The sequence below is a fragment of the Streptomyces sp. NPDC055239 genome (assembly GCF_053606205.1).
Window position 1 is genome coordinate 70240 of the sequence record NZ_JBSGRD010000006.1, and the last position, 26924, is coordinate 97163.

The following is a 26924-nucleotide window of genomic DNA, read 5'->3' on the forward strand; positions in this document are numbered from 1 at the left end:
AGTGCAAATGGGGTTGGAGGCGGTATTCGTCCTCTCTTCCGCCTCTGCTCCCGGCGCCGGTCCGGGGGTGATCCGGGGGCCGGTCCAGGGTCGGCCCCAGGCCGGTCCGGGGGCGTACTCGAATAGCGCATGTGTTCGAATCAAGCGTCACTCGCGCATCTCTTCTCTCCTCGCGTCTCCTTTGTCCCACAACACCCCGATCCCGCCCCGGGTTCGCAACCACCGGCCCGTACAGGAAGAATCAGGGTGCGTGCCGCCGGAGCGGCTCGGTGGTGAGACGCTGCTCGGGGCCGCTCATACGGCGCCCGCGTACGGGGAGGTGGCAGGGCAAGTGGTGGATCAGCTGACGCAGCACGATCCGAGGCGGATCGGCCCGTTCGAGGTGCTCGGCCGGCTCGGAGCCGGTGGCATGGGGCTCGTCTACCTCGCGCGCTCCGCGTCAGGGCGGCGCGTGGCGATCAAGACGGTCAGGACCGAGCTCGCCGAGGACCAGCTGTTCCGCGTCCGTTTCACGCGTGAGGTCGAGGCGGCACGGGCCGTGTCCGGGTTCTATACGGCGGCTGTGGTGGACGCCGACCCGCGTGCGGCGGTGCCGTGGCTGGCCACCGCGTACGTGCCCGCCCCCTCGCTCGAAGAAATAGTGAATGAACACGGGCCGCTGCCGACCCAGGCCGTGCGCTGGCTCGCGGCCGGCGTCGCCGAGGCCCTGGAGTCCATCCACGGCGCGGGCCTCGTCCACCGTGACCTCAAGCCGTCGAACGTCCTCGTGGTGGAGGACGGGCCGCGCGTGATCGACTTCGGCATCGCGTCCGGCGTCTCCAACACCCGGCTGACCATGACGAACGTCGCCGTGGGCACGCCCGCGTACATGTCGCCCGAGCAGGCGAAGGACTCACGCAGCGTGACCGGCGCGAGCGATGTCTTCTCGCTCGGCTCGATGCTCGTCTTCGCCGCCACCGGGCATGCGCCCTTCCACGGCGCGAACCCTGTCGAGACCGTCTTCATGCTGCTCCGCGAGGGCCCTGACCTGGCGGGACTCCCGGACGAGCTGCGCCCGCTCATCGAGACGTGCATGCAGATGGAGGCGGTGCTGCGGCCGAGCCCCAACGACCTCCAGGCCCAGCTCGCACCCCACCTCTTCGCCTCGGAGAGCGAGGACGGCGACAGCGGCACGGCCTCCGCCTGGCTGCCCGAGCGGGCCGTCGCGCTGATCGAGGCGCGCCGGGGCGGCCGTCCGCCCGTGCGCGCCGCGCTCGCCGCCTCCGGGCGCAGCGGCGGCCGTGGTGGCGCCCCCGCCGTCGCACCGCCGCCTCCGCGGCACGCGCCGCCGGCGCCGCCGACACAGCCGCCCCCCTTCGGGAACGTGCCGGACGCGGGTCCCGTGCACCTGGCCGGGGCGAAGGTGCCGATCGGTCCGGGACCGCGGGTGGCCGACGCGCGCGCCGTCGCCGCGAGCCCGCCGCCCTCCTATGACGGCCTCGCCGCATCGTGGTCGCGGTCCAAGGCCGCCACGAACGGCGTCGACCCCGTGGTGCCCGCACCCACCGCCGCGCCGGACGCGGGGGCCGCGTGGCGGCCGTGGCGCTTCCGGATGTCGAACGACGTGTGGGGGACGCCCGCCGTCGCGGGGAACCTCGTGTACGTCACGTCCTTCGAGGTCCACGCCCTGGACGTCGGCACGGGCCGCCGCAGCTTCAAGACGCGGGACGTCGCCTGGTCCATGGCGGTCGCCGACGGACGTATCCACGCCTCGGACGGCCCCACGCTCTACGCCCTCGACGGCGCCGAGGGCACGGACCTCTGGCGCCTTTCGACCGACGCCTGGGTGTACTCCCTCCAGGCCGACCGCGGCACCGTCGTCACCGGGACGCGCGGCGGCGGCGTACAGGCCTGGGAGGCCGCGAACGGCGAGAAGCTCTGGGAGATCACCGGGGCCCAGACCGACTTCGAGACCCCCGAGGCGGGACCCGTCGTCCACGACGGCACGGTCTACGTCTGGAAGGACGCGCGCCTGCGTGCCATCGAGGCCCGTACCGGCGAGGAGCGCTGGTCGTACCCCGTCGGCGACGCGGCCTCCTGCGGCGGCGTTCCGGTGCGGCTCGCGCCCGCGCAGGACGGGTACGTGTACGTGTCCGCGGGATCCCGGGTCCTGGCGATCGACGTGGCGGGCGGGCACGTCCGCTGGCACTTCGAGGCGCCCGCCGCTTTCCTGTGCCCGCCCGCGTTCGCGCCGGGACCCGCGGTCACCGGCGGCGGGGTGTACCTCGCCGACTACCTCGGGACCGTGTACGCCCTCGACGCCATGGACGGCCGTGACCGCTGGCGCATCGCCACGGAGTCCCGGGCGTCGATCGAGCCCGTGCTCGTCGCCGACGGCCATGTGCACGTGGGCAGCGGCAAGGGGCTCTACACCCTTGACGCGGTGACGGGAACGCCCAAGTGGCGCTTCCAAGCGGGCGGCGAGGTCGTCGGCACGCCCGTCGTCGCCGACCGGCGTATCCACTTCGGTTCGACGGACCACCTGCTGTACACGCTGAAGGCGGACGACGGCCGCCTCCGCTGGAAACTGGCCACCGGCGGCGAGATCACCGGGGCGCCGGTGGTGCGGGACGGCGTGGTGTACGCGTGCAGCAAGGACCGGTGCGTCTACGCGCTGGACGCGGAGCGGGGGACTGGCACCGCTCGGTCCTAGCGGACCTGGGGAGCCCCAGATGCCGGGCGGGCGTCGTGACGGCCGTCGCACCAGTGTGTGGAAGGGGGGCTCCGGACGGCGGCCGTCCACTTGTGACGTTACGCCGACTGGATGAACCGCGCGAGGCGATGGCCCCGGTGCTCACCTGGTACGGAATTCGGTCCCGCGCCCCGTGAAGAGCCCCGCCTGTCGCTCCGGCGGCAGATTGCCGAGCGCGATGAGGTGCGGCGCCTGGGCCAGGGCCTGGGTGCGGGCCGCCTCCTTCGCCGCCCAGAGCGCCCGTACCGTGCCCTGGACCGGCTCGGTCGGGCAGGCGGCGATGACCTCGGCGGCGCGTACGGCCGACGCCAGCAGGTCGGCGGAGGCGACCAGCTCGGAGACCAGGCCGATCTCGTACGCCCGCCGCGCGGACACCCTCTCGGCCGTCCCCATCAGCGACATCCTCGCGACCTCGCCGAGCGGCATGCGCTGCGCCATGAGGATCGCCTCGTACGCGCTGACCATGCCGTACGTGGTGTGCGGGTCGAAGAACGTGGCGTTCTCGGCGGCGATGACGAACTCCGCCTCGCCCAGGAGATAGAAGGCGCCCCCGCACGCCATGCCGTTGACGGCGGCGACGACCGGCTTCCACAGGTCGTTGGCCTTGGGGCCGATGGACAGGAGCGGATCGTCCATCGAGTAGGGGGACCCGGGCTGCGGTACGTCCGTGTCGCGGTCGATGCCCGTACAGAACGCCTTCTCTCCCGCACCGGTGAGGACGATCGCCCGTACGGTGTCGTCGGAGCGGAACTCCCGCCAGGTCGCGGCAAGTTGGACCGCCGTCTCCGTGTCGATGGCGTTGTGGCGTGCGGGGCGGTCGAGGGTGACGACCGCTACGCCCGTGTCCTTGTCGATCGTCGTACGCAGGGCGCCGGCGTCCGCAGCCGTCATGGCCGCTCCAGCAGCCAGCGGGGCATCGCGATCCCGCCCACGTCGGTGAACGCAACCTGCACCTTCGCGCCGATGCGCAGCCGGTCGGGGTCGACGGAGTTCAACGGGGCGTCCGGGGCGGCGACGAGGTTGCCGACCAGGCGGATGCGGGGGGCGTCGGCCAGTTCGACGATGATCGCGTTGTACGGGGCCTGCTCGGCGTAGGCGGGGAGTAGGGGCGGGTGCGGGCGGACGTAGGACCAGATGCGGCCCCGGCCGCTCATGCGTTGCCACTCGGCCTCGAAGGACTGGCAGTGGGGGCAGCAGGGCCTTGGCGGGAACCTCAGCTCGCCGCAGGCGGTACAGGCTTGTATGCGGAGTTCGCCCTGGGCGGCGTACTCCCAGAAAGGGGCGCCGTCCGTGTCGATGGTGGGCGACAGGAGGGGCTCGGTGGTCGCGTCTGCCATGTTCTCGCCTCTTCCGGGTGCGGGTTCGTCGTGGTTGCTCGCGCCCACGCGGCGGAGCCGCAAATGTCACAGCCTCGCGCCCCTTAAGGGGCCCGGAGTAGTACCGCCGACGTCGGTACGCCCTCGCCCGCCGTCACCAAGCACGTTGCCGCGTCCGGCACTTGTGCCGTGCTCGTGCCCCGGAGTTGCTTCACGCCCTCGTTGATGAGGTTGAAGCCGTGGACGTACGCCTCGCTCAGGCCGCCGCCCCCGGTGTTGATCGGCAGTCGGCCGCCGCTCTCAAGGGCGCCGCCCTCCGTGAAGGAGCCGCCCTCGCCCCGGCCGCAGAAGCCGTATCCCTCCAGGGACAGCGGGATCAGAGGCGTGAACGCGTCGTAGATCTGGGCCACGTCCACGTCCTGCGGGCCGAAGTCCGCCTGCTTCCAAAGGTGTCGGGCCGCCGTCCACGCGGGTCCTGTCAGCGGGTCGTCGTTCCAGTAGTTGACCATCCCGTGGTGCTGCGCGGGCAGGCCCTGGGCGACGGAGTGGACGTACACGGGCTTCTGCCGGCAGTCCCGCGCCCGCTCGGCGGACACGATCACGCACGCCAACGCCCCGTCCGTCTCGAGGCAGTTGTCGAAGAGGCAGAGCGGCTCGCTGATCCAACGTGACGACATGTACATCTCGCGGGTCAGCGGGCGCTCGTACATCATCGCGGCCGGGTTCTGGTTCGCCCGGTTCCTGCACGCGAGGGCGACATTGAAGAGGTGGTCGCGGGTCGCCCCGTACTCGTGCATGTAGCGGCGGGCCAGCATCGCGATCTCGTCCGCCGGGCGGAGAAGCCCGAAGGGGCGGGTCCACTGGCCGGGAGTGGGGAGTTGGACGGCGGTGTTCTTCCAGGGGCGCGGCCCGCTGCCCCGTTTGCGGGAGCGCCAGGCGATGCCGACGTTCGCCTGCCCGGTGGCGACGGCGGACGCGAGGTGCGCGATGGTCGCGCAGGAACCGCCGCCCCCGTAGCCGACCTTGCTGAACCAGGTCACGTCGCCCGCGCCGATCGCCTTGGCGACCTCGACCTCGTCCGTCTCCTCCATCGTGTACGAGGCGAACGCGTCGACCTCCGAAGGAGCGATGCCCGCGTCGTCGAGCGCGGCGACGATCGCCCGGCAGGCCAACGTCTTCTCGTCCTCGGGCAGTTGTTTGGCGAACGAGGTCTGCCCGATCCCGACTATCGCTGTAGCGTCTTTGAGTGAAGCCATGGGCAACGGCACCTCCGCGAGTGGCGTAGTGGCGAGGCCCCTGGGCTTCGCCATACGTCGTCCCGACTGCTGACAGCGCGTCAGGTTACAGCTAATCTGACGGATAGTCAGCTACTGCGGCGGAGGGGCTTGTGATGCGCGGCGACCTGGAGTGGGGCAGCATCCCGGGACTGGTCCGGGCGGCGGCCGAGCGGTTCGGGGACCGGGAGGCGGTCGTCGAGGGCCGCACCCGCGTCTCGTACGCCGAGCTCGGCCGCCGCGTGGAGCGGGCCGCCGCCGCGTGCATGGCGGGCGGCGTCAAATCCGGTGATCGAGTGGCGGTCTGGGCCCCCAACACCCTGGACTGGATCGTCTCCGCGCTCGGCGCGGTATCGGCGGGCGCGGTCCTCGTCCCCCTGAACACCCGCTTCAAGGGCGCCGAGGCGGCCTACGTACTGCAACGCAGCCGCGCGAAGCTGCTCTTCGTGACCGGCACCTTCCTCGGCACGTCGTACGTCGCGTCACTGCGCCGCGCGGCTGCGGAGGAGAAGGGAAGAGGAAAGGGAAGAGGGAAGGGGGGAGGGCCGTTGCCCGGTCTCCCGGACCTGGAGCAGGTGGTGGTCCTGTCCGACGACGCGCCGGAGGACTTCCGCGCCTGGAAGGACTTCGTGGCCGGCGGCGACGGGGTGAGCGGTCAGGACGTACGGGCGCGCGCGGACTCCGTCGAAGGCTCGGCCCCCTCGGACATCGTCTACACCTCGGGCACGACGGGCCGCCCCAAGGGCGCGGTGATCACCCATGCCCAGACCCTGCGCTGCTACGGCATCTGGAGCGAACTCGCGGGCCTCTGCGAAGGCGACCGCTATCTGATCGTCAACCCGTTCTTCCACACCTTCGGCTACAAGGCGGGGATCATCGCCTGCCTGATGCGCGGCGCGACGATGGTCCCGCAGCCGGTCTTCAACGTGGACACGGTCCTCGCGAACGTGGCAGCGGAACGGATCTCCGTCCTCCCGGGCCCGCCGACCCTCCACCAGTCCCTCCTCGACCACCCGGCCCGCGACCAGCACGACCTGTCGGCCCTGCGCCTGGTGGTGACGGGCGCGGCGGTGGTCCCGCTGCAACTGGTCGAGCGACTGCGCGCCGAACTGCACATCGCCACGGTCCTGACGGCGTACGGCCTCTCGGAGGCGAGCGGCATCGTCACGATGTGCCACCAGGGAGACGCCGCACGGACCATCGCCTCCACCTCGGGCCGGGCCATCCCGGACACGGAGGTGCGGGTGGTGAGCCCGGGCGGCGAGGAGCTCTCGCCGGGTCACCCCGGCGAGATCCTCGTACGCGGACACAACGTCATGCAGGGCTACTTCGAGGACCCGGCGGAGACGAAGAAGGCTCTCACGCCGGGCGGCTGGCTGCGGACGGGCGATGTCGGGGTCCTCGACGAACTGGGCAACCTCCGCATCACGGACCGCATCAAGGACATGTTCATCGTCGGCGGGTTCAACGCCTACCCCGCCGAGATAGAGCAGCTGATCGGCGTGCATCCGCAGGTGGCGGACGTGGCGGTGATCGGCGTCCCGGATCCGCGGCTCGGCGAGGTGGGCAAGGCGTACGTGGTGCGCCGCCCGGGGGCGGTCCTCACCTCCGACGACCTGATCGCGTGGTCACGCCGCGAGATGGCGAACTACAAGGTCCCCAGGGAGATCGAGTTCGTGACGGACCTTCCGAGGAACGCGAGCGGCAAGGTCCTCAAACACGAACTGCGCGGCCGACGGGCGTAGTCAGCTGCCTGGCGCCTACTCGGTCTTGGCGCGCTCGCCCGCACTGCGCTCCACGCAGAACTCGTTGCCCTCCAGGTCGCTGAGGGTGACCCAGCCGCGCCCGTCGGGCACCCGGTGGTCCTCCACGAGCTTGGCGCCGAGCCCGATGACCCGCTCGACCTCCTCGTCACGGGTACGGTCCTGCGGCTGAAGGTCGATGTGCAGGCGGTTCTTGACGGTCTTGGCGTCGGGCACGGTCACGAAGAGCAGAGTGCTGCCCTCGGAGGTGACCAGGGCTTCCGGATCGCCGGGGAAGTCTTCGTCGGAGATCTTTCCGCCGAGTACTTCGGCCCAGAAGGTGGCCTGACGGTAGGCGTCGGAACAGTCGAACGTGAGGTGGCGCACAAGAGAGGTCATGCGCGGCACTATCTGCGAGCAACGCGGGGGCTGTCCAACCAGTTTCCGCCGCCGGCCGACGGGGTCGCACCTTCCGGCCACGCTTTCTGCATCCCCTTTCGGCCACCTCACCTGAACGGATGTTCTGAACGCTCGTTCTGAACGGACGTTCAAGTCTGTTGTACGGTGGCCCCATGGGACACCGAGAACAGCTGATGACCGGCGCCAAGCGATGCCTCCAGGAGCGGGGATACGCCCGTACGACCTCCCGGGACATCGCGGCAGCCGCGAACAACGCCCCCGTCGGGACGATCAACTACCACTACGGCTCCAAGGAGGCGCTGCTCAACGCCGCCCTCTTGGAGACCCTCATGGAGTGGGGCACGGCGATCATGGACAGCCCGTCGGAGCACCCCGAGCCCCTGCAGCAGATGTGGGACCGCATCATCGGCTCCCAGGCCACGGACCGCCCCATGCTGGTCGCGAGCACCGAGGCCTTCGCCCAGGCCGAGCGCGCCCCCGAGATCCGCGAACAGATCGCCGCAGCGTACGAGCGCGCACGCCCCGAGATGGCCGCCCACCTGCACGGCATCGACGCCGCCGCCGACCCGGACACGGCCCGCGCGGTCGGCTCGGTCCACATGGCCCTGGTCGCGGGCCTGACTCAGCAGTGGCTGATCGACCCCGACCACGCGCCGTCGGCCCACGAGGTGGCGGTAGGCCTGCGCGTCATCGCCCAACGCCTGGAAGAGGAAGCCGATTCCACCGGGACCGCCGACAGCTGACAGCAGGCAGACCGACCGATCACGGGAGCGGAAGTGCCGAAGCCGCCGAAGCCCTTCACCCACCTGCACGTCCACACTCAGTACTCACTCCTCGACGGCGCAGCCCGCCTCGGCGACATGTTCAAGGCGTGCGCCGACATGGGCATGTCGCACATCGCGATGACGGACCACGGCAATCTGCACGGCGCGTACGACTTCTTCCACCAGGCGCAGGGCGCGGGCGTCACGCCGATCATCGGCATCGAGGCGTATGTGGCGCCGGAGTCCCGCCGCGACAAGCGGAAGGTCAAGTGGGGCAAGCCGCACCAGAAGCGCGACGACGTCTCCGGCTCGGGTGGCTACACGCACAAGACACTCTGGGCGGCCGACAGAACCGGCCTGCACAACCTCTTCCGCCTTTCCTCCGACGCGTATGCGGAAGGCTGGCTCCAGAAGTGGCCGCGTATGGACAAGGAGACGATCTCCCAGTGGTCACAGGGCCTCATCGCCTCCACCGGCTGCCCCTCAGGAGAGCTCCAGACCCGTCTGCGCCTGGGCCAGTTCGACGAGGCGCTGACCGCCGCATCCGAATACCAGGACATCTTCGGCAAGGACCGCTATTTCCTGGAGCTGATGGACCACGGCATCGAGATCGAAAGCCGGGTCAGGGCAGACCTGTTGGAGATCGGCAGAAGACTGGCGATCCCCCCACTGGTCACGAACGACTCGCACTACACATACGCCCATGAATCCGCTGCACATGACGCCCTGCTCTGCATTCAGACGGGCAAGAACCTCTCCGACCCCGACCGTTTCCGTTTCGACGGCACCGGCTATCACCTGAAGTCCACAGCCGAGATGTACGCCATCGACTCATCGGACGCCTGGCAGCAGGGATGCGCCAACACTCTCCTGGTCGCCGAGCAGATCGACACCACCGGAATGTTCGAGAAGCGCGACCTCATGCCCAGGTTTGACGTGCCGGAGGGATACACGGAAGTCAGCTGGTTCCGGGAGGAGGTGGCCACGGGAATGCGGCGACGGTTTCCCGAGGGGGTGGGGGACGCGTACGCGCGACAGGCGGAGTACGAGATGGACATCATCATCCAGATGGGGTTCCCCGGATACTTCCTTGTGGTCGCCGACTTCATCATGTGGGCGAAGGACAACGGCATCGCGGTGGGCCCGGGGCGCGGCTCCGCAGCCGGTTCGCTCGTCTCGTACGCGATGGGAATCACGGACCTGGATCCCCTCACCCACGGCCTGATCTTCGAGCGTTTCCTGAACCCCGAACGCGTGTCGATGCCTGACGTCGACATCGACTTCGACGAGCGCAGGCGCGTGGAAGTCATCCGTTATGTGACGGAGAAGTACGGCGCCGACAAGGTCGCCATGATCGGAACGTACGGAAAGATCAAGGCGAAGAACGCCATCAAGGACTCGGCACGGGTTCTCGGATATCCGTACGCGATGGGCGACCGCCTCACCAAAGCGATGCCACCGGACGCGGGCGGAAAGGGAATTGAACTCGCGGGCATCACGGATCCGGCCCACCCCCGCCACGGTGAGGCGGGCGAGATCCGTGGAATGTACGAGAACGAACCCGACGTGCGGAAGGTCATCGACACCGCGAAGGGGGTGGAAGGCCTGGTCCGGCAGATGGGTGTGCACGCGGCCGGCGTGATCATGTCCAGCGAGACGATCACCGACCACGTGCCGGTATGGGTGCGGCACAGCGACGGCGTGACGATCACGCAGTGGGACTACCCCCAGTGCGAGTCGCTCGGCCTGCTCAAGATGGACTTCCTGGGCCTGCGCAACCTCACCATCATGGACGACGCGGTGAAGATGGTGGCGGCGAACAAGAACGTAGAACTCGACCTGCTCTCGATCCCCCTGGCGGACACCCGCACCTTCGAACTCTTCGGCCGGGGCGACACTCTCGGCGTCTTCCAGTTCGACGGCGGCCCGATGCGCTCGCTGCTGCGGCTGATGAAACCGGACGAGTTCGAGGACATCACGGCGGTATCGGCGCTGTACCGACCCGGCCCTATGGGCATGAATACGCACACGAATTACGCGTTGCGGAAGATCGCCCAACAGGAGATCACCCCCATTCATCCGGAGGTGGAGGAGCCCCTACGCGATGTGCTCGGCCTGACGTACGGCCTGGTCGTCTACCAGGAGCAGGTGCAGAAGGCGGCGCAGGTGCTCGCTGGCTACACGCTCGGCCAGGCGGACCTGCTGCGCAGAGCCATGGGAAAGAAGAAGAAAGAGGTCCTGGACAAGGAGTTCGTCCCGTTCCGGGACGGCTGCCGGGAGCGCGGATACAGCGACGAGGCGATCCAGGCGGTCTGGGACGTCCTTGTCCCGTTCGCGGGTTACGCGTTCAACAAGGCGCATGCGGCGGCGTACGCGCTGGTCTCGTACTGGACGGCGTACCTGAAGGCGAATTACCCGGCCGAATACATGGCCGCCGTGCTGACCTCCGTCCGCGACGACAAGGACAAGTCGGCGGTCTATCTCAACGAGTGCCGCCGGATGGGGATCAGGGTCCTGCCGCCGAGCGTGAACGCGTCGGTGGCGAACTTCGCGGCGCGGGGCGACGACGTCATTCTCTTCGGCTTGACGGCGGTGCGGAACGTCGGGGCGAATGTGGTCGACGCGATCGTCAAGTGCAGGGAACGGAAAGGCAAGTACGAGTCCTTCCCCGATTACCTGCAGAAGGTGGACGCGACCGCGTGCAACAAACGGACGACCGAATCCCTCATCAAGGCGGGCGCGTTCGACGAAATGGGCCATACGCGCAAAGGCCTCGCCGCCTGCTACGAGCCTCTGATCGACAACGCCGTACAGGTGAAGAGGAAGGAGGCGGAAGGCCAGTTCGACCTCTTCGGTCTCTTCGGTGACGGGGGCGGGCCTGTGACTTCCGGTCTTGGCCCGGAGAGCGGCGGGGCGGAGTTTCCCTCCGAGGAGTGGGAGAAGACGTACCTCCTCGCCCAGGAGCGGGAGATGCTCGGCCTCTACGTCTCCGACCACCCCCTTTTAGGCATCGAGCACGTCCTCGCCGCCAAGGCCGACGCGGCGATCGCGAGCCTGACCGGGGGCGAGCACGCGGACGGTGCGGTGGTGACGATCGGGGGCATCGTCTCCGGCCTCCAGCGGAAGGTGACGAAGCAGGGAAACGCGTGGGCGGTGGCCACGGTGGAGGACTTGGCGGGGTCGCTGGAGTGCCTGTTCTTCCCTGCGACGTACCAGCTCCTGTCCACCCAACTGGTGCAGGACACGGTGGTCTTCGTGAAGGGCCGCCTCGACAAGCGGGAGGACGTCCCGCGTCTGGTGGGCATGGAACTCTCGGTCCCGGACCTCTCGCACGCGGCGGCGGACGCGCCCGTACTCCTCGACCTTCACGAGCCCCAGGTGACCCCGCACACGGTCGGCCGCCTCAAGGAGATCCTCCGCGCACACCCGGGCCCCACGGAGGTGCGGCTGCGGGTACGGGGGAGGGAGCGTACGACGGTCTACCGCCTTGGGTTCCGCGTCACGGTCCGCCCGGAGTTCTGGGCGGACCTCAAGGCGGCGGTGGTGGTGGCGAGGGGGTGAGCCATTTGCCGACTCGGCAAAGTTGCTCGCGGGCGGGGGAGGGGGCAGCCCAGGATCATGGAGTAAGACGACGCATCCACCGCGTCTGCCCCTGACCCTGATCCGGGAGGAAACATGACGCACCCCACACAGCACCACCGACTGGTGGACGTCCCTGGGGGCGGCCGGATCCACCTGGTGGAGCAGGGCACGGGCCCGCTGGTCCTCCTGGTCCACGGCTTCCCCGAGTCCTGGTACTCATGGCGCCACCAGCTCCCTGTCCTCGCCAGGGCGGGCTACCGCGCGGTGGCGATCGACGTGCGCGGATACGGCCGCTCGTCGAAGCCGAGTGAGGTGGACGCGTACCGGATGCTGGCGCACGTCGCCGACAACGTGGGTGTCGTACGTGCCCTGGGTGCGCAGACCGCGACCGTCGTGGGCCACGACTGGGGCTCGGGCATCGCGGCGAATTCGGCGCTGCTCAGGCCGGACGTCTTCACGGCGGTGGGTCTGCTGAGCGTTCCGTACGCACCCCGGAACGGATTCCGCCCCTCGGACGCGTTCGCCATGATCGGCGGCCCCGACGAGGAGTTCTACGTCAGCTACTTCCAGGAGCGGGGGAGGGCGGAGGCGGAGATCGAGCCGGACGTGCGGGGGTGGCTCGCGGGGTTCTACGCGGGCGTTTCGGCGGACACGATGCCGCCGCCGGACGCCCCGAGCCTGCACTTCGTACCCCAGGGCGGCAAGATGTCGGACCGCTTCGTCAAGGGATCCGGCCTCCCCTCCTGGCTGACGGAGGACGACCTCGACGTGTACGCGGCCGAGTTCGAGCGCACCGGCCTGACCGGCGCGCTCAACCGCTACCGCAACGTCGACCGTGACTGGGAGGACCTGGCGGCATGGGACGGAGCCCCGATCACCCAGCCGGCACTGTTCATCGGCGGCGACCAGGACGCGTCGACGACATGGATGGCCGACGCGATCAAGGCCTACCCGGAGACCCTCCCCGGCCTGGTGTCCTCGCACATCCTCGAGGGATGCGGGCACTGGGTACAGCAGGAGCGCGCCTTCGAGGTGAACCGGCTTCTGGTGGATTGGCTGGGGGCGTTCCACGCGGCGGCGTGAGGGCGGCTATCCACAGTGCACACGAGAAGACTTGGCCCGCTACAACGACCTCGCCGCGTGCCCCGAGGTGAGGGTGGTGTTGCGGTTCGGGGCGGAGGAGGTGTTCCGGACGCCGGGGGCGTTCGTCGCGAAGGTGGAGGCAACGCTGGCGTCCCGCCGGTAGTTGGCTCGGGTTGATTGCAGAAAAGTCCTGCGGATCCGACCTCTGCGCGGCGTGTCGGTGGGACTTTCTTGCAGCTCGCGTCAGTGGCCGATGGGGGGCTCGATGCAGCCGGTCTCCATGAAGGGGCCGTTGGCCTTCGCCTCGTAGTTCGTCGGTTGGATGAACGCCGTTACGCAGGCGTCATTGCGTACGCGGAGGCCGATCATGGTGCCCTCGGGGGTGACGTACCCGTCGTTCTCGTAGCGGGCGCGCATGGCCTGCACGATGAGTTGTCCGCTCAGCACCTTGCCCTTGCTGCCGTACTTCTCGGTCTCGTAGCCGAGTTCAGCGGTGAGCGCGGTCCGCACGCTGTCCGGGTCCCACTTCTTCTTCCCGTGGAGCCGCTTGAGGACGGGCCCGATACGGGCGGCCTCTGCTTCGGCGGCCTCCTCGCTCGCGGGGGACATGTCGCCGGGGCGGCGGTAGGCGTTGTTGTCCCCGTTGTGGGGTGCCCCGTCGACGACGCCGGGTTCCACGTACGGGGAGGCGCCGGGGGTGGTGGTGGAGGGGGCAGAGGCGGTGGAGGGGGCGGAGGTGTGCCGTTGCTCGCCGCAGGCCGTCAGCGTTGCGAGGGCGGCGGCCATGAGGAGGGCGGCGGACACCGCGTCGGTGCGTCGGCGCTGCGTTGAGGTGACCATGCGGACCATGCCGGTGACTCTGCCACGGTTGCGCGGCGTGCGGCGCTGGTCAGCTCTGCTCTGTCCGTATGCGGAGTATGAGCGCGGCGAGGCCCTTGGGGGAGGGGGACAGGACTTGGGCGGGGGCGTCGCTTTCGCGGAGGTGGGCGGTGCCGTTCACCGCGCGGACCTCGACGCAGTTCGGCCCGTCGCCGCCGCCAGAGAACGAGGACTTCTGCCACTCAATCGCGCTTGTCATATCCGGACTCCTATACGTCCCGTACTAGTTGGTGGATCAGGTCCCGTGACTCTGCGACGTTCAGAGCTGCGCCCTCTACCTTGTCGAAGAGCCCCCGGTATCGACTCAGCTGCAGCTCGCCGTCCAGGAACGCGCCACCGTGCACTGTGTCCAGCAACACCGTGTCGAGTTGGGGAGCAGGACCGCCAACGTAGAGCATCGGGTAACCGACCCCCGCGAACCCGTCCACGTTGAACGGCACGACACGCACACTGACGTGGGGGCGGTCCGTAGCTTCAAGGATGTGTTGCAACTGTCGCTGGGCAACCTTCCTGTCGGCAACTCTGATACGCAGTGCGGCCTCGTGGATCACGGCATCGTAAGCGGGTGCTGAGTCCCCTTCGATGACCGTCTGGCGGCGGAGCCGGTACCGTACGCGCGCTGCGAGCTCGTCCTCGGGGAGCTCGGGTACCGAGTAAGCGAAGATCGCCCGCACATACTCTTCGGTCTGCAACAAGCCTGGGATATGCACCGTCTCGAAGGTCTTCAAGTACCTGGCGTGGTACTCGAGTTCCGCGAGATCCAGGAACCCGGCGGGCAGCAGTTCGCGGTACTCCTCCCACCAGCCGCGCGAGTGCGTGGGTGTTCTGACGCTCACATGATGCTCGTCCTGATGGGGTGTCAGCCGTGCCGAGTGGCTGGTCGGACGGCCTGATGGATAACCCGGTGAGGTGGGATCGCCGAGAATTTCGTCGTGCCGGGCGGCCGTGCTCAGCTACGTGCCCGGCGCGCCGCTCACCCGGCGGGCCGGCCAGAGCGCACGCCGTCCGCACCGGGTCCGAAACCGTGGGCATGGGCCCAGGCGACGGCCTCCGCGCGGGTGCGGACCTGGAGCTTGGCGAACAGGTGGTTGACGTGGGTCTTGACGGTGGACTCCCCCACCAGCAGGCGCCGGCCGATCGCGCCGTTCGGCAACCCTTGGGCGAGCAGCCGCAGTACGTCGGACTCGCGCGGGGTCAGCAGGTCCTGCGACGGTTTGGCCCGCCGCCGTTCGGTCGTATGGTCGGTGCCGCGCATGGCGGCGGCCAGCAGCCGCTCCTGGACGATCGGGTCCAAGGTGGTGTGCCGGGCGAGCGCGGCCTCGATCGCGCGGACGATCTCGGCCTTGCCGGCGTCCTTGGTCAGGTAGGCGCGGGCGCCGGCCTGCAGGGCGTCGAGAATCAGCTGATCGTCAGCCATGGTCGTCAGCACCACGACGGCCACGTCCGGGTGCGCCGTCACGATCCGGCGGGTGGCCTCCACGCCGCCCATCCCCGGCATGCTCAGGTCCATCAGCACCGCGTCCGGGTGCGTTTCGGCGACCTGGGCGACGGCCTCCTCGCCGTTCGCGCACCCGGCGACGACGTCGATGCCGTGCATCATGTCCAGCAGGGTCATCAGGCCTTCGCGGACCACCTGCTGATCGTCGACGACCACGACCCGAGTACTCATGCGGGCACCTCCGCCCGCACGCGCCACCCCTGCGGGGTGGGGCCGGCCGTCAGGTCGCCGCCGACCAGCAGCAACCGCTCGCGCATGCCGGCCAGACCGTAGCCGCCGTCCATCCCCGCTGCTCGGGGCCGTGGGCCGGCCTCGCCGCCACCGGAGCCGGCGGGCCCGGACAGCACGGTCAGCCTCACCTGGTCCTCTTCGTAGTCCAAAGTGGCGGTCAGCTCCTGTCCGCGGGCGTGCTTGGCGGCGTTCGCCAGGGACTCCTGGGCGACTCTCAGCAACGCTAGCCCGACGTCCGGTTCGAGAGCGCGCGGGGTGCCGACCGGTGTGAAGGTCGCGGGCGCGCCGGAGGCGGTGCGGTGGTCGTGGACCAGCGCGGTGAGGGCCTCCGGCAGGGGCGGGGTGTCCGCACGCAGGACCGCGATCGCGCGGCGGGTCTCGGTCAGTCCGTCGACGGCGATCCGGCGGGCGTTGCGGACCCGCTCCACCGCCTCTTCGGTGCGCGGCGGATCCGCGGTGAGCAGCGAGTCGGTCACGTCCAACTGCACCGCCAGGGCACCCAGCGACTGCGCAAGGACGTCGTGGATCTCCCGGGCGACCCGGGTCCGCTCGGCCAGCGCCGCGGCCCGCTGCTCCTCCTCGTGCACACGCCGGGTCTGCAGCAGCAGTTCCTCCGCCTGCGCGTGCTGAGTCCCGATGCTGCGCCGGGTCGCGCCGGCGAGCTGAAGGGCCAGCAGGGCGGCGATCCAGGCGGCGACGCGCGCCCATGCCTCCCCGGGGAGGCCGGCCACGATCCCGCCGATCGCCAGCGCCAGGACGCCGGCCGCCAGCACGGCCGCGCTGACCAGCGTGGACAGGATCGCTCCGGACGACACCGCCGCCATGCCGACGATTGCCGTGGCCAGTATGGCCTCGGGTTCGAGGGTGACCAGGAGGTTCCCGCTGATCATTGCGACGCCCAGGATCGGCACTGCCAAGGCCTCGGGCACCGGAGATCCCGCACGGAAGCCGGCCGCGCACCACAGAGCCCAGGCGCCGCTCATCAGCACCACCAGCTCCCAGGTGGTGGCGGACCAGACAAGCCCGTCCGAGAACGGCAGGCCGACCAGCACCAGAGCCAACCCCAGCCCCCGGGGCAGCACATGCTGCCAGAGGTCAGCACGCGCCAGGATCGGTCGCGGTGGCACGGGGTGTGCCGACGACGGCTTGCCTTCGGTGGTAACGACCATGGTTTCAGCTTGGCATGCACCTCTGCCCCACAGCCGGGTCAGGGCCCGCGGGCAGGTGGAGGAGGGTGGAGAAGGGTGGAGAAGGGGGGAGGTATCCGCGCTCCACCCTCCTCGGCTCCTCGGCCGACGCCCGGGCCGTGGCACAGCTCCGACGCTGTGTGGACAAGAACCCCTTCACCTACCGGCGGAAACCATGTCCACCTTGCAGAGCGCTCTCCTCATCAACGTCGTCGTGCTGCTCACGACCCTGCACGCGGACCTCGGCACCAAGGCGGTGAGCCGCGGACGCCTGCTCCGCCCGCTGATCGTCGCGGTGATCATCGTCCCCGTGTTCGTCCACACCTTCTTCGACAACGGGATCGGCCTGGCCATCGAAATCTGCGGCCTCGCGGCCGGCGTGCTGTTCGGCCTTGTCGCCGTCAGCCAGGTCCAGGTTTTCCGGGAGCCGGACGGCCAGGTCGTCGCCCGGGCCGGCCGCAGCTACGCGGCGCTTTGGATCTGCCTGATCGTCGCCCGCTCGGTGTTCTCCATCGGCGCCACCTACTGGTACGAGTCCGAGCTGGGCCGCTTCTTCTTCCGGCACGGCGCCCCGCCTGAGGACATCGCCTCGATCGTCACCAACGGGCTGGTGTTCATGGCGATCGCCGCGCTGCTCACCCGCTCGGGAGCGCTGAAGGTGCGCGCCTCCGGGCAGCCCTGAGCCCCGGCCTGCCCCGTGGGCAGCGGCTGCTTCGTGCTCGAACTCGAATCCGTTTGCCCAACAGCCCTTGTACAGCCAGACATTGGGGTCCGCCCTGGTCGTGGGAGCCGCCGCAGCCGGCAGACCCCGGCCCGACGGACCGGACAGAAGAAAGGTGCAACACGCATGGGTGCCAGCGACGCCGTCGACCAAACCGGCACGGGAGGATACGACCCGGCTCAGCCGCCGGTTCCCGCGCCCGGCAGGAGCGAAGGGGGTGCCTCGGGCGAACGGCTGGTGTTGTTCACCGACGCGGTGACCGCGATCTCGATCACATTGCTGATCCTGCCGCTGATCGATCTCGTCCCGGAGGCCGTGTCCGCCCACCGGCAGGCCAGCGAGGTGTTCACCGGTCACCTCGACCAGATCTGGAGCTTCCTGCTCAGCTTCGCGGTCATCGCAAACATCTGGCAGGAGCACCACCGGACCTTCTCGTCGGTCGCGAGGGTCACCCGCTCTTTGATGGTGTGGAACATGGGATGGCTGCTGTCCGTCGTCGTGCTCCCCCTGCCGACGGAGATGATTGGCGCCTTCGGCCGTGACCGGTTCGCGGCGGCGTTCTACTACACGGTTCTCCTGGCGAGCATGGTGTGCCGGCTGGCGATGCTGAGGATCCTGAAAACCACCCCGGGACTGGTCGAGGGGGACGGTGAAGAGGGCCGTCGGAGGATCAAGGATTTGTATACCGTGAGCTATCTCAACGTCCTCCTTCTGGTCCTGGCTCTTGTCCTCGCCCTCGCCGTACCCGTGCTGCAGTACTACAGCCTGCTGCTGCTCGTCCTGCCCAGGCGGGCGTTCCTTCGGGGCCGGCGCGCCCGCTGACCCGCAGTCAAGGGGGACGATCGCGTTCGGGCCGGTTCCGGTGCCGATCACGCTCGACGCGCGTGCGGAGGCTCCCCGGAAGGTCGGGAACACCGACGCCCGGCGCCGCCGGTCGATCCGGTCCGGCCAGCCGCAGACGCTCGCCAGGCCCGGACGATGGTGGAGTCGACCGACACCAGCCCATCGACCTCACCGACCGCTTCCGCCCTCGCTCCGACCGAGGCAACAGAGGACGGACGAACTCCCGCTCGGCATCGGACAGTTCATGACGACGTACCACCCGACCATGATCCACCACACAAGATCATTTGGAGACGCCTCTGCGAGGGGTCAGCTGATCGGCAGCGTGCTGTTCTCCTGCTTGGAGGCTGTGCCGAGCAATGTACGTGCGACGTCTTCCAGGGATCCGAGCAGCGGGTTCAGGTCGCCGGCGCGCGTGACGAGCACGAGCTCGCAGGGATCGATGTCGATGACGGGCACCAGGGCGATGTCCTCGCGCACAGCAGCGCGTCGATCGGCGGCAGGGAAGATCGCGACACAGTGGCCGGTGGCGATGAGTTCCAGCTTGTCCTCGTAGCTGTCGTCGATCGCGGGCGGGGGTGGTGCCGGGTGGTCGTCGACCGGCTTGGGCGTGCTCCAGACAACCGGAGTGCTGACGCAGGCCACCAGTTCCTCGTCCGACAGAGCCCGCAGGCTGACGGCTTTCTCGTTCGCCAGATGATGACTCGCCGATGTGACGAGTACCCGCGATTCCTGATGGAGCTCGGTCACCCGGAAGCCGTCCGTGGGGAAGGGCAGGGGCCTGTACACAACGAGGGCGTCGACCCGCCCCTCGGCGAGGGCGCGCGTGTCCCGCCAGTCGAGGTGCCGGGTGCGGACCTGGTCGTCGGGGTGCCGGCGGCGCAGTTCCTGCACACAGGCGGTGATGACCAGTCCTTCGGCGCAGCCGACGGTGACGGTACGGGGCCGGACGGCGGCTCTGGCCGTGCGAGCGGCTTGCTCGGCCTCTTGGAGCAGTATCCGGGCCCTGGGAAGGAATGCCTGACCGGCGTCGGTGAGGCTGCTGCCCTGCGGCGAGCGGTCGAAAAGCCGGACACCGAGCTGAGCCTCAAGTCGCTGGATCTGGCGGCTCAGCGACGGCTGTGCCAGGTGCAGCTTGGTGGCGGCCCGGCCGAAGTTGCCGTACTCCGCCACGACTGTGAAATAGCGCACGAGCCGGAGATCGACGTCCATTCGCTCAGGGTACGTCGCGCTTCGTCATACGCCTGGGGCATGACGGCATACGGAACAGGTCTTGGACAGGGAGTGCGGGTAGATATTGGCTTCAGGGCATGACCACTTATGACGGCAAGAAGATCGTGATCACGGGCGGAAGCAGCGGTATTGGCCTCGCTACGGCCCGGTTGTTCGCGGACGGTGGGGCGCACGTACTGATCACCGGCCGCACCCGATCCACTCTGGACGCCGCGCTTGAGCAGCTGGGGGGCAAGGCGGTCGGCGTCCGCAGCGACGCCGCGTCCCTGAAGGACATCAAGGCGCTGGCCGGCACGGTCCAGGAGCAGTTCGGTGCGGTGGACGCGCTGTTCGTCAACGCCGGCGTCACCGAGTCCGGGCCGTTCGACTCGACGACGGAGGAGATGTACGACACGCTGTTCGACATCAACACCAAGGGCCCGTACTTCACGGTGCAGGCGTTGGCGCCGCTGTTGCGCGAGGGAAGTGGCGTGGTCCTCACCACGTCGGTGGTGAACGTCCTGGGCCTCGACACGCTCAGTGTCTACTCGGCGAGCAAGGCAGCCCTGCGGTCGATGACGCGCACCCTGGCCCGCGAGCTGCTGCCGCACAAGGTGCGGGTCAATGCCGTGAGCCCCGGCCCGACCGACACGGGCATCCTGGACCGCTCCGTACCCGCCGACGTCGCCGAGACGATGAAGGACACCTACCGGAGCACCATCCCGATGCAGCGGCTGGGGACGTCCGAGGAAGTGGCCGCCGCAGTGGCGTACTTGGCGTTCGGTGCGACCTTCTCGACGGGAACGGAGTTCCCTGTCGACGGAGGGGCGTCGCAGCTCTAGGCCGTTTGCGCAAAGTCGCGTCGTCGCCCGAAGGGCAGGCGGGACTTTGAAGACAGGCCCTAGGGCGTGTGTCGGAAGTGCTCAATCGGTTTTATCAACGTGTATTGACGTCCCTTTCAGCGGAAGTCCGCCGCGTGGTCCACCGCCCACTCCTGGAAGGATCGGGCCGGGGTGCCCGTGATGCGCTCCACTTCATCGTTGACCGGCTCCGAATTGGCGAGCATCTCCGCCTGGGCCGGCACTATGGCCTCCACCAGCTCTGCCGGGTAGCCGGCGGCCTTCATCTGCTCCGCGGCCTCGTCCAGCGTGATCTCCTCGAACCGCACCGGGCGCCCGATCGCGTCGCTGATCAGGGCCACCTGCTGTTCCTGGGTGATCAGTTCGGGGCCAGTGATCAGGGGACGGGCGCCGAGCAGGGCGTCGGTCGTCAGTGCCTGAACGGCGACCGCAGCCATGTCCGCCTCGTGGATCAGCGGGCGGGCCAGCCTTGCCAGCGGCGCCCGTACCGCACCGGTGGTGCGGATCTCCTCCGCCCAGCCCAGCGTGTTGCTCGCGAACCCGGTGGGCCGCAGCGCCGTCCACCCCAGTCCCGATGCCTCGATCAGCCGCTCCAGCTCCGTGTGGAACATGGTGATCGCCTCGCCCGGCTTCTCCTTCTCGCTCCCAACCCCGGCGGACGACAGGTACACGACCCGTCGAGCGTGCTTCCCGATCGCGTCGATCACGTCCGACGCGCCCTCAGCGCTCAGGAACGGCCACACCAGGAAGACCGAATCGACGCCCTCCAGAGCCGTGCCCAGCGACGCGGGATCGCCGAGATTGCCACGCACCGCCTGCACACCCTCCGGGAAGTCCGACTCCCCTCGCACCAGTGCCCGCACGGGCACGCCCATCGCGTGCAGTTGGGTCACCACCGCGCCGCCGACCTTTCCCGTCGCGCCGGTCACCAGGATCCTGGGCTGTGTCATCGGAATCTCCTCGTCTCGCCGTTCGATGACACGACTCTCGTACATCAACCAAGGTTCAGGTCAAGCACCGGCCGGAGTGGCCGTCAGGTGCTGTTCCAACCGGCGATCTGCCCGCGGTGGTAGAACGTGGATCCCCCGTGTGACGGCCGAGCGTCACAGCCACTCGTTGATGGCTGCGATGAGCACGGTCGCCTCGTAGCGGACCGCGAGCTTGTCGTATCGCGTGGCGACGGCACGATGCCTCTTGAGGCGGTTGATCCCGCACTCGACCGCATGACGCTCCCGGTAGTCGAACGGGTCGAAACGCGGCGGCCGACCGCCGCGGGAACCAAGCTTCTGGCGGTTGCGCACTTGGTCGGCCTTGTCGGGGACGGTGCAACGGATCCCGCGGCGGCGCGGATAGGCACGATTCCTTCGGGAGGCGTACACCTTGTCAGCGCGCACGCGATCAGGACGGACGCGCGGCCGGCCCGGCCCGATCCGGGGCACGCGGACCTTCTCCAGCACAGGCTCGAACTGCGGCGAGTCCCCGCGCTGCCCAGCGGTCACCACGATCGACATGGGCTTTTGGCGCTGCTCGACGGCCAGATGCAGTTTGGTGGTGAACCCGCCGCGCGAACGTCCCAGCGCATGATCACTGGGTTCGGCGAACACACCGCCCGGCGGCTCCTTCTGCAGGTCCCACACGATCGCACCTTCCGCATCGGCCAGGCACTGGAGGTGGCTGAGGATCCGGTGCCAGGTGCGGTCCCGCTGCCATCGGCGGAACAGATCGTAGATCCGGCCCCACGGCCGGTACTCGACAGGCACGTCCCGCCACGGAACACCGGTCCGCACCCGAAACCGTATGCCGTTGATCAGCTGCCGCCGCGACCAGACCGGCGGCCGTCCCGCCTTCGTTCCCTTCGGCAACAGCGGCTCCAGCACCGCCCACTGTTCGTCCGTGAGATCTCCCCGTGCCATGAACCGTGATCATCCAGCACTCAAGATCCACTTTCGACACACGGCCTGGGGCTAGTCCCAGAGCTAGGGCTAGAACGCGGCCTGCGTCCGGAACTTCTCCACCAGTGCGGCCGGGGCCTTCTCCGGGGAGCCCGCGTCGTACGGGGGCTGGGGGTCGTACTCGATGAGCAGTTGTACGGTCTGCGCGTGCTCGTCGCCCGCGATCTTTCCGGCGAGGGTGAGGCCCATGTCGATACCGGCCGAGACGCCCGCGCCGGTGACGTACTTCCCGTCGAAGACGACGCGCTCCCCGGTCGACTCGACCCCGAACTGCTTGATCTGCTCAAGGGCCAGCCAATGGGAGGTGGCACGGCGGCCCTTGAGCAGGCCCGCTGCCGCGAGGAGGAGCGAGCCGGTGCAGACGGACGTCGTCCAGGTCGTGGTGGCGTCCACGGCGCGGAGCCAGCCGAGGACGGCCTCGTTCGCCAGGTCGGGCTCCGGGCCGCCGGGTACGACGACGATGTCCGGGCTGCTGACCTCGTCGAGCGACTTCGTGGCGACGAGGGAGAGCGCGCGGGTGTCGTCGAGGACGGGACCGGCCTGCTCGGCCACGAACACGACTTCGGCGCCGGGGAGTCCGGCGAGGGTCTGGAAGGGGCCTACCGCGTCGAGGACGGTGAACTTGTCGTAGAGGAGGATCGCGATCTGCATGGGCTGGCTCCCTTTCCGGGGCGGGACGGGGCGGGGCGCTCTCGGGCCGTGGGCTCGTGGGCTCCAGTCTTCTGGCGCCGCCCGGTGGCTGCAATGACTAGCTCCCCACCTTTCCTGCCATCCGATAGCGCTCCAGCGTCCGGGCAACGGAAAGGGGCCGAGCTGCTGCTCGGCCCCGGACATGCGTCGACCGCGGTGGCTTCCCCTCCGCGCCACCGCGGTCGACCCCCCGTCAGGATGTAAGTCTTTGGCCTCAGTCCTTGGCCGGCGGGGCGGGACTGTGGTGGTCGCCCTGCGTGGTCACGGTGCCGTCGGCGGGCGGCGCCGGGCTGTGGTGGTCACCCATCGTGGTGATGGCCGTCTCGGCGGGCGGGGCGGGGCTGTGGTGGTCGCCCATCGTGGTTATGCCGTCTTTCTTCTTCTTCTTTGCTGCGTCGCTCATTGCTGTCAACTCCTGAGGTGTCGGCGGCGGGCAACTATATAGAAAGCCCCTGTCCGGCGACTCCCCCGAGGACCGCCGGACAGGGGGCGGGCGGAGCACTCATCCGAGAGGTGAGGCTCCCGGCGACCCGTCTGCCCCCCGACGCGACGGATCGACTGCACTTAGAATGCAGGGTGGGGATAAACGATTAATGAACGCCGCCGACGTGTCTCTGATACGACTCTGATACGTCTCCGATGCGCCGCCGATGCGTCGGTTCAGGCCGTGGAGAGCGGCGTCAGGAGCCTGCGCACCGCGTCCGCTTCGGCGGCTCCGCACTGCTCGTACAGCGACAGCGACTCGTGCCAGCAAGCCCGCGCACGATCCGTCTGACCGAGACGGCTCAGCGCCTTGCCCAGCGTCGTCAGGACGTGGGCTCGCGTCCGGTCACCGCCGATGCAGCCGATGGCGAGAGCCTGTTCCGCGTGCTGGGCCGCCAGCGCCGAGCTCTCGGCCGTCAGATGGGCCTGGGCGATGCGGAAGTGGGCTGTGCCCTCCCAGAGGCGCTGCCTGTTCGTCTCGAACTTGTGCAGGGCCTCGCCGAGCTGTTCCATCGCCTCGGAGTGGCGCCCGGCCTGGGTCAGCGCGATTCCGAGGGCGTACTGGGCGTTGGCCAGACGCAGGGTGTGCCCTATGTGGTCGTAGATGTCGATGCCCTGCTGGGCGAGTTCTATGGCGCGTGAGGTGTGCCCCATGAACAGGTGCATGCGGGAGAGATTGCACAAGGCACTCGCCTCGTTCGGGCGGCTCTCGTCCGCCCGAGCGCCGTCTATCGCCCGGAGGAGATGCTCTTCCGCGTCCGCGTACCGCCCCTGGTTGAGGGCGATGATGCCTCGGTCGTTCGATGCCCAGTAGACCGGAGTCGGGTCGCCCGCCGCCGTCGCGAGCAGCGCGGCAAGGCGGGCTTCCTCGTCCGCGTCGTCATAACGCCCCGCCACCAGATGGACGTTGGTGATCGTCGTTCGGGCGCGCGCCTCTGTATAGCTGTCACCGGCGCTCTGGGCCGCGTCTCGCGCGGACAGCGCGACAGCCTCGTACTGCTTGGAGTTGGCACCTGACTCCGCGAGATCCTGCGAGGCCCAGAGCAGGTCGACCGCGCGCCGCAGGCTCGTACCCTTCGAAGCCTGCTGCGCACAGGCCAGGAGGCAGTTCGCCTCGGTGTAGAGCCAGCCCAGGGCTTTGTGCCGGTCGTCGAACGAGAGACCTGCGTACGCGGTGGGTGCCAAGTGATCCACGAGACGATCACCCGGCCGCTCCAGCGCGTACACCCCCGCCGCCGTGGCCAAGTAGAAGTCCAGCAACCGCGACAGAGCCGCTTCCCGCTCGCTCGGCGACAGCTCCCGCTCAGCGCACGCACGCGCGTAGAGCCGGACCAGGTCGTGGTAGCGGTACCTGCCGGGGGCCGCCGACTCGACCAGGGACGTGTCGACCAGCATTTCCAGGAGGTCCTCCGTGTCCTCGGCCGGGAGGTCGAGGACCGCGGCCGCGGCGGCGAGGGACAGGTCGGGGCCGTCCGCGAGGCCGAGGAGGCGGAACGCCCGCGCCTGTGCCGGTTCCAGCTGGCCGTAGCCCAGTTCGAACGTCGCCTTGACCGCGAGGTCGCCCGCCTGGAGTTCGTCCAGGCGGCGCCGCTCGTCCGCCAGCTTGGCGGCGAGCGTGGAGACCGTCCAGGTGCGGCGGGCCGCGAGGCGCGATGCCGCGATGCGGATCGCGAGGGGCAGGAAGCCGCACGCCGCCACCACGTCGAGCGCGGCCTTGCGCTCCGACTGGACCCGCTCCTCGCCGACGATCCGGGTGAAGAGGAGGAGCGCCTCCTCGGGGGACATGACGTCCAGGTCCACCAGGTGCGCCCCGGCGAGGTCCACCATCCGGATGCGGCTCGTCACGAGCGCCGCGCAGCCCTCCATGCCGGGGAGCAGCGGACGCACCTGCGCCGCGTCACGCGCGTTGTCCAGGACGACCAGGACCCTGCGGCCGTCCAGGACCGAACGGTAGAGGGCCGCCCTCTCCTCCAGGGAGTCGGGAATCGCCGAGTCCGCCGTGCCCAGGGCCCGCAGGAACGCGCCGAGTACTGTCTCCGGCTCCGCCGCCCTCGAACCCGCTCCCTGTAGGTCCACGTACAGCTGTCCGTCGGGGAAGTACGTCCGCGCCACATGCGCCACATGGACGGCGAGCGTCGTCTTGCCCACGCCCCCGATGCCCGCGAGCGCCGAGACCGCCATCACGCGGCCCTCCGCCGCCGACAGGATGCCGCTCAGTTCGGACACGAAGGAGGCTCGGCCCGTGAAGTCCGGGACCGTCGCCGGGAGCTGCGCCGGGCGCACCACCGCCGCGGCAGGCTCCGGAGTCGCCGCCGAGGGTTCCGCGAGCGCCGGGTCCGCCTTGAGGATCCGCTGCTGGAGTTCCTTCAGGCCGGGGCGCGGGTCCACGCCCAGTTCGTCGTCGAGCAGGCGGCGGGTGTCGGCGTAGACCGCGAGGGCTTCCGCTTGGCGTCCGCTGCGGTAGAGGGCCAGCATCAGCAGTTCGCGCAGGCGTTCACGCAGGGGGTGCGCCGCCGTGAGGGCCGTGAGTTCGGAGACGGCCTCCGCGTGGCAGCCGACCTCCAGGTCCATGTCCAGGCGGGATTCCAGGAGCTGGAGGCGCCACTCCTCCAGGCGCGTGCGCTCCGTCTCCGCGTGCGGACCGGGGACGTTCGCCAGGGGTTCGCCGTCCCAGAGGCTCAGCGCCTTGTTGACCAGGGAGCGCGCCTGGCAGAGGTCGCCGACGCCGCGCGCCTTCTCCGCCTCCGCCCACAGGTCCTCCGCGAGCGCCAGGTCGAGGGCGCCTTCGCGCACCGCGATCGCGTACCCGCCCGACTCGCTGACCAGGACTCCGGCGGGCAGGACCTTGCGCAGCCGTGACGCGTACGTACGCACTGCTGCGAGCGCCTGCGAGGGCGGTTCGTCACCCCAGAGGGCGTCGATCAGCTCGTGTGACGTCGCCGTGCGGCCGGCTCGCAGGAGGAGCGCCGCGAGCAGGGCGCGCTGCTGCGGAGAGCCCATGGGCAGCTGCTCGGCGCCGTGCCATGCGCGTACGGGGCCGAGCACGCTGAAGTGCGGTCTCAATTCCTCGGGGGCGTTCCCCGGGGCCGGACGCCGCTGGTCCGGTACTCGCGGTACACCGTCCATCGCTCCCCCTGCTGCCCTGCCGTGCGCGGCCGTCGCGCCGTGCCTGGTCCTGCGTCGCGGGTCTGCCCTGCCCGCGATTGTCGCTCTTTGCCTGGATTCCGTATTCCACCGGCACTTGCTCCCCGCCAGTTTGCCTTGTTCATGGCGGATGCGTCAGCTGTGGGAGACGGCTCTCACAGGGTCCACGCACTCCGGATGCCGGGTTCGGCCTGTGTTCGGACGGCCGACGGGCGGCTGACGGACGGCCAATGGATGGCCGACGAAGGGCCCACGAAGAGCTCACGAAGAGCCCACGAAGAGCCCACGAAGACCTGACGACTAGCTGACGGG

The 26924-nt window shown here is 69.4% G+C and carries 24 protein-coding genes; 9 read left to right on the forward strand and 15 right to left on the reverse strand.

All coding sequences use genetic code 11. The annotated features are described in order from the left end of the window. The first annotated feature begins 331 nt into the window (after positions 1–331). On the forward strand, positions 332–2692 hold the full coding sequence (locus ACWFRJ_RS20720; protein WP_453533512.1) for a serine/threonine-protein kinase: 2361 nt from the start codon (positions 332–334) through the stop codon (positions 2690–2692). Positions 2693–2833: 141 nt separating this feature from the next. On the opposite strand, the gene ACWFRJ_RS20725 is transcribed toward ACWFRJ_RS20720, so the two are convergent. The 3 genes from ACWFRJ_RS20725 to ACWFRJ_RS20735 all read right to left on the reverse strand — a co-directional run bounded on the left by ACWFRJ_RS20725 (position 2834) and on the right by ACWFRJ_RS20735 (position 5303). Then, entirely contained in the window at positions 2834–3622 is a 789-nt protein-coding gene (locus ACWFRJ_RS20725) for an enoyl-CoA hydratase/isomerase family protein (protein ID WP_453532599.1), read from the reverse strand. Continuing rightward, positions 3619–4068, reverse strand: coding sequence for a Zn-ribbon domain-containing OB-fold protein (locus tag ACWFRJ_RS20730; RefSeq protein ID WP_453532602.1), 450 nt, complete (start codon positions 4066–4068; stop codon positions 3619–3621). The genes ACWFRJ_RS20725 and ACWFRJ_RS20730 overlap by 4 nt, the downstream gene beginning before the upstream one ends. Before the next feature lie 83 nt (positions 4069–4151). Next, complete coding sequence (locus tag ACWFRJ_RS20735; protein WP_453532605.1) at positions 4152–5303, reverse strand: lipid-transfer protein; 1152 nt, start codon at positions 5301–5303, stop codon at positions 4152–4154. A gap of 134 nt (positions 5304–5437) precedes the next feature. On the opposite strand from ACWFRJ_RS20735, the gene ACWFRJ_RS20740 reads away from it, so the two are divergent. Beyond that, a complete protein-coding gene (locus tag ACWFRJ_RS20740; RefSeq protein WP_453532608.1) occupies positions 5438–7066 on the forward strand; it encodes a FadD3 family acyl-CoA ligase in 1629 nt (542 codons plus the stop codon). A 15-nt stretch (positions 7067–7081) separates the two neighbouring features. Here the strand turns inward: ACWFRJ_RS20740 and ACWFRJ_RS20745 are convergent, their stop codons facing one another. Beyond that, positions 7082–7462, reverse strand: coding sequence for a VOC family protein (locus tag ACWFRJ_RS20745; RefSeq protein ID WP_453532611.1), 381 nt, complete (start codon positions 7460–7462; stop codon positions 7082–7084). A gap of 173 nt (positions 7463–7635) precedes the next feature. Between ACWFRJ_RS20745 and ACWFRJ_RS20750 the strand changes: the two genes are divergently transcribed. The 4 genes from ACWFRJ_RS20750 to ACWFRJ_RS20765 all read left to right on the forward strand — a co-directional run bounded on the left by ACWFRJ_RS20750 (position 7636) and on the right by ACWFRJ_RS20765 (position 13075). Further along, positions 7636–8226 carry a TetR/AcrR family transcriptional regulator gene (locus ACWFRJ_RS20750; RefSeq protein WP_453532614.1) on the forward strand — a complete coding sequence of 197 codons (591 nt, stop codon included), beginning with the start codon at positions 7636–7638 and terminating at the stop codon, positions 8224–8226. Between the two features lie 33 nt (positions 8227–8259). Further along, the gene (gene dnaE / locus ACWFRJ_RS20755) at positions 8260–11808 is read left to right on the forward strand and encodes a DNA polymerase III subunit alpha (RefSeq protein WP_453532617.1); all 3549 of its coding nucleotides are present in this window, start codon (positions 8260–8262) and stop codon (positions 11806–11808) included. A gap of 114 nt (positions 11809–11922) precedes the next feature. Further along, a complete protein-coding gene (locus ACWFRJ_RS20760; protein WP_453532620.1) occupies positions 11923–12912 on the forward strand; it encodes an alpha/beta fold hydrolase in 990 nt (329 codons plus the stop codon). Positions 12913–12943: 31 nt separating this feature from the next. Then, a complete protein-coding gene (locus ACWFRJ_RS20765; protein ID WP_453532623.1) occupies positions 12944–13075 on the forward strand; it encodes a hypothetical protein in 132 nt (43 codons plus the stop codon). Positions 13076–13155: 80 nt separating this feature from the next. Here ACWFRJ_RS20765 and ACWFRJ_RS20770 read toward each other — a convergent pair whose 3' ends face one another. The 5 genes from ACWFRJ_RS20770 to ACWFRJ_RS20790 all read right to left on the reverse strand — a co-directional run bounded on the left by ACWFRJ_RS20770 (position 13156) and on the right by ACWFRJ_RS20790 (position 16689). Further along, a complete protein-coding gene (locus tag ACWFRJ_RS20770; RefSeq protein WP_453532626.1) occupies positions 13156–13761 on the reverse strand; it encodes a hypothetical protein in 606 nt (201 codons plus the stop codon). Between the two features lie 40 nt (positions 13762–13801). Then, positions 13802–13990: a DUF397 domain-containing protein gene (locus tag ACWFRJ_RS20775; RefSeq protein ID WP_453532629.1), complete on the reverse strand. Its 189-nt coding sequence runs from the start codon at positions 13988–13990 to the stop codon at positions 13802–13804. A gap of 10 nt (positions 13991–14000) precedes the next feature. Next, the gene (locus ACWFRJ_RS20780; protein WP_453532632.1) at positions 14001–14627 is read right to left on the reverse strand and encodes a DUF5753 domain-containing protein; all 627 of its coding nucleotides are present in this window, start codon (positions 14625–14627) and stop codon (positions 14001–14003) included. 137 nt (positions 14628–14764) lie between these two features. Continuing rightward, positions 14765–15460, reverse strand: a complete 696-nt coding sequence (locus tag ACWFRJ_RS20785; protein WP_453532635.1) for a response regulator — start codon at positions 15458–15460, stop codon at positions 14765–14767. Further along, entirely contained in the window at positions 15457–16689 is a 1233-nt protein-coding gene (locus ACWFRJ_RS20790; RefSeq protein WP_453532638.1) for a sensor histidine kinase, read from the reverse strand. Before ACWFRJ_RS20790 ends, ACWFRJ_RS20785 begins: the two co-directional genes overlap by 4 nt. A 193-nt stretch (positions 16690–16882) precedes the next feature. On the opposite strand from ACWFRJ_RS20790, the gene ACWFRJ_RS20795 reads away from it, so the two are divergent. Together ACWFRJ_RS20795 and ACWFRJ_RS20800 are read left to right on the forward strand one after the other, a co-directional pair. Continuing rightward, entirely contained in the window at positions 16883–17389 is a 507-nt protein-coding gene (locus ACWFRJ_RS20795) for a hypothetical protein (RefSeq protein ID WP_453532641.1), read from the forward strand. A gap of 165 nt (positions 17390–17554) precedes the next feature. Beyond that, positions 17555–18250, forward strand: coding sequence for a TMEM175 family protein (locus ACWFRJ_RS20800; protein WP_453532644.1), 696 nt, complete (start codon positions 17555–17557; stop codon positions 18248–18250). A 330-nt stretch (positions 18251–18580) separates the two neighbouring features. Here the strand turns inward: ACWFRJ_RS20800 and ACWFRJ_RS20805 are convergent, their stop codons facing one another. Continuing rightward, positions 18581–19483 carry a LysR family transcriptional regulator gene (locus ACWFRJ_RS20805; protein WP_453532647.1) on the reverse strand — a complete coding sequence of 301 codons (903 nt, stop codon included), beginning with the start codon at positions 19481–19483 and terminating at the stop codon, positions 18581–18583. Positions 19484–19581: 98 nt separating this feature from the next. Between ACWFRJ_RS20805 and ACWFRJ_RS20810 the strand changes: the two genes are divergently transcribed. Next, a complete protein-coding gene (locus tag ACWFRJ_RS20810) occupies positions 19582–20325 on the forward strand; it encodes an SDR family oxidoreductase (protein WP_453532650.1) in 744 nt (247 codons plus the stop codon). 116 nt (positions 20326–20441) lie between these two features. Here the strand turns inward: ACWFRJ_RS20810 and ACWFRJ_RS20815 are convergent, their stop codons facing one another. From ACWFRJ_RS20815 to ACWFRJ_RS20835, 5 genes are all read right to left on the reverse strand, one after another. Continuing rightward, positions 20442–21293 carry an NmrA family NAD(P)-binding protein gene (locus tag ACWFRJ_RS20815; protein WP_453532653.1) on the reverse strand — a complete coding sequence of 284 codons (852 nt, stop codon included), beginning with the start codon at positions 21291–21293 and terminating at the stop codon, positions 20442–20444. 153 nt (positions 21294–21446) lie between these two features. After that, positions 21447–22256, reverse strand: a complete 810-nt coding sequence (locus ACWFRJ_RS20820; protein ID WP_453532656.1) for an IS5 family transposase — start codon at positions 22254–22256, stop codon at positions 21447–21449. Between the two features lie 69 nt (positions 22257–22325). Then, entirely contained in the window at positions 22326–22946 is a 621-nt protein-coding gene (locus ACWFRJ_RS20825; RefSeq protein WP_453532659.1) for a DJ-1/PfpI family protein, read from the reverse strand. Between the two features lie 253 nt (positions 22947–23199). Then, a complete protein-coding gene (locus ACWFRJ_RS20830; RefSeq protein WP_453532662.1) occupies positions 23200–23388 on the reverse strand; it encodes a sigma-like protein in 189 nt (62 codons plus the stop codon). A gap of 257 nt (positions 23389–23645) precedes the next feature. Further along, on the reverse strand, positions 23646–26594 hold the full coding sequence (locus tag ACWFRJ_RS20835; protein ID WP_453532665.1) for an AfsR/SARP family transcriptional regulator: 2949 nt from the start codon (positions 26592–26594) through the stop codon (positions 23646–23648). Positions 26595–26924 lie beyond the last annotated feature (330 nt).